This window comes from Mesorhizobium yinganensis, from assembly GCF_040081985.1.
GTDB classification, from domain to species: Bacteria; Pseudomonadota; Alphaproteobacteria; order Rhizobiales; family Rhizobiaceae; genus Kumtagia; species Kumtagia yinganensis.
Window position 1 is genome coordinate 1 of record NZ_JBEBMH010000081.1, and the last position, 2840, is coordinate 2840.

Below are 2840 nucleotides of genomic sequence, written 5' to 3' on the forward strand. Positions count from 1 at the left end.
AGCGTACGCCTCCGGCGAGGGCCGCCTTGCGCGAGCATGGCATGGTAGCGAGGCTGCGCTCTTAAGGTCGTCCTTACGAGCGTGGTTAGCAGCACAGCATGAGCCAGATGACGTTATTGACTGGGCCGGAGCGTCGTCGTCGTTGGAGTGAAGAGGATCAGTGCCGGATACTGGCCGCGGCATTGGCGCCTGGATCCACGGTGGCGGCGGTATCGCGTCAGTACGATGTCGCAACCAGCCTGATCTATAAGTGGCGCCGCGCGATGAGAGCCCGCGAGCCGGGCTTTGCCGAAGTTGTCGTGGTTCCTGATGAGCCTGTGGCTGCTTCGGCGCCGGCGGCGCCACCAGCGGTGATCGAGCTGGAGATCGCCGGCAAGGTTCGGCTGCGGATTCCGCTGACCACGCCGCCGACACTGGCGGCGGCGATGGTGAAGGCGCTGGGCGTTTGATGATCCCGGTTCCGAGCCAGGTGCGGATCTGGTTGGCGGTCGGCCGGACCGATATGCGTCGCGGGATGCAAGGCCTGGCTCTGCAGGTTCAGGAGACGTTGGGCCGGGATCCGCATGCCGGCGATCTTTATGTCTTCCGCGGCCGCAGCGGCAATCTGATCAAGATTATCTGGCATGATGGGCTCGGCATGTCGCTGTATGCAAAACGGCTCGAGAAGGGCCGGTTTCTATGGCCGTCGCCGGCGGATGGCACGGTTTCCATCTCACCGGCGCAACTCGCCTACATGCTCGACGGGATCGATTGGCGCAACCCGCGTCACACGTTCCGCCCTGAGCGCGCGGGCTGAGTTTTTCTTTGAGTTTGCGCCATTTTCCGCAGGTCAGCGGAGGCGTTTTATGATTCACTCCAGGGCATGGTAGCCACCGCCCAGGACGCTGTTCCGGACGATATCGGCGCGCTGAGAGCAGCGCTGGCCGTGGCGCTGGCCAGAGCTGAAGACGAGACCGCGCGCGCCGCGCTGGTCGAGGCCGAACTGGCGGTCGCCAGGGCCAAGGCATCGGATGATGCGGCGCTGATCGCACATCAGGACCTGACGATCCGGAAGCTGCAGCGGGCGCTGCATGGTCAGAGTTCTGAACGCTCAGCCCGCCTGCAGGAGCAGATGGAGCTCACCTTCGAGGAACTCGAGAGCACGGCGACGGAAGACGAGATCGCCTCCGAACAGGCGGCGGCCCGGACCACCGAGGTGGCGCCTTATGTGCGCAGACGACCGGCGCGCCAGCCATTTCCCGAGCATCTGCCACGCGAACGCATGGTCGAGCCGGCGCCGACCGCTTGCCACTGCTGCGGCGGTCATCGGCTGCGCAAGCTGGGTGAGGATATCACCGAGACGCTGGAGGTGGTGCCGCGGCAATGGAAGGTGATCCAACACGTGCGGGAGAAGTTCACCTGCCGCGACTGCGAGGCGATCAGCCAGGCTCCGGCGCCGTTCCACGCCACCCCGCGCGGCTGGGCCGGTCCCGGCCTGCTGGCGATGATCCTGTTCGAGAAGTTCGGCCAGCATCAGCCGCTCAATCGCCAGGCCGAACGCTACGCCCGCGAAGGCGTGCCGCTCAGCCTGTCGACGCTCGCCGACCAGGTCGGCGCCGGCGCCGCGGCGCTGTTGCCGCTGTTCAAGCGGCTCGAAGCCCATGTGCTGGCCGCTCCACGTCTGCATGGCGACGACACGACGGTGCGGGTCCTGGCCAAGGGCAAGACCGATACCGGCCGATTATGGACCTATGTGCGCGATGACCGACCGTTCGGCGGCGCCGATCCGCCGGCGGCGGTGTTCTACTATTCCCGCGATCGTCGAGGGGAACATCCCGCGACGCATCTCGCCGGCTGGAGCGGCATTCTGCAGGCCGATGCCTTTGGCGGTTATGGCTATCTCTATGCGACGGGTCGTCAGCCGGCGCCTGTTCTGGAAGCCAGCTGCTGGGCCCACAGCCGGCGCAAGGTGTTCGAGCTGGCCGATATCGAAGCGGCGGCGCGCAAGAAGGCACGCGGCGACAAGCCCAACCTGGTCTATCCGCTCGCGGTTGAAGCCGTGAAGCGCATCGATGCCCTGTTCGAGATCGAGCGCGCGATCAACGGCCTGTCGCCGGCCCAACGCCACGCCGTGCGCCAGGAGCGGAGCGTGCCGTTGGTCACCGAGCTCGAGCGCTGGATGATCGAGACGCGCGACAAGCTCTCGCGCGGACACGATCTGAGCAAGGCTTTCAACTACATGCTGCGCCGCTGGTCGTCCTTCACCCGGTTCCTCGACGATGGACGGATTTGCCTGTCGAACAATGCAGCCGAGCGAGCCCTGCGCGGCATCGCTCTCGGCAGAAAGTCCTGGCTGTTCTGCGGTTCCGATCGCGGCGGACAGCGCGCTGCCGTTCTCTATAGCCTGATCGCCAGCGCCAAGTTGAATGACATTGACCCTCAGGCCTGGCTCGCCGATATCCTGGCGCGCATCGCGGCCCACCCAGCACAGCGGATCGATGATTTGCTGCCGTGGAATTGGAGATCCGCAAAACTGCGGACCCAACCAGCGGCGGCCTGATCATGCAGCGCAACAAGGTGCATCACGTCTACACCGTCGAACGTGTCGCCAGGGACCTCGGCGTCAGCGAAGCGCTCATCCAGGACCTGACCCTCGGCCTCGAGCCCGAGGACGGCGTCATCTGGGTCTACGGCGCCAACGATGACGACGGGATCTTGGCGTTCACCGATGAAGGCATCAAGGAGGTCAAGCTCCTCCTCGATGAATATCATCGCGTCTCACCATCGAAAGCTTGATCTAAGAACCGCGGTGCGCATGGCCGCCGGATCCGCACGTCTGCGGTCTTCACCGGATGCATACG

Annotated in this window: 4 protein-coding genes; all 4 read left to right on the forward strand. The window is 65.2% G+C overall.

All coding sequences use genetic code 11. From position 1 onward, the window contains the following. Positions 1-98: 98 nt before the first annotated feature. The 4 genes from tnpA (at position 99) to ABMA59_RS37035 (ending at position 2775) form a co-directional block, all read left to right on the forward strand. Positions 99-449: an IS66-like element accessory protein TnpA gene (gene tnpA, locus ABMA59_RS37020; protein ID WP_349010312.1), complete on the forward strand. Its 351-nt coding sequence runs from the start codon at positions 99-101 to the stop codon at positions 447-449. Further along, complete coding sequence (gene tnpB, locus ABMA59_RS37025) at positions 449-796, forward strand: IS66 family insertion sequence element accessory protein TnpB (protein WP_040988572.1); 348 nt, start codon at positions 449-451, stop codon at positions 794-796. Before tnpA ends, tnpB begins: the two co-directional genes overlap by 1 nt. Before the next feature lie 66 nt (positions 797-862). Continuing rightward, complete coding sequence (gene tnpC / locus ABMA59_RS37030) at positions 863-2539, forward strand: IS66 family transposase (RefSeq protein ID WP_349010313.1); 1677 nt, start codon at positions 863-865, stop codon at positions 2537-2539. A gap of 2 nt (positions 2540-2541) precedes the next feature. Beyond that, entirely contained in the window at positions 2542-2775 is a 234-nt protein-coding gene (locus ABMA59_RS37035; RefSeq protein ID WP_349010314.1) for a hypothetical protein, read from the forward strand. Positions 2776-2840: the final 65 nt, after the last annotated feature.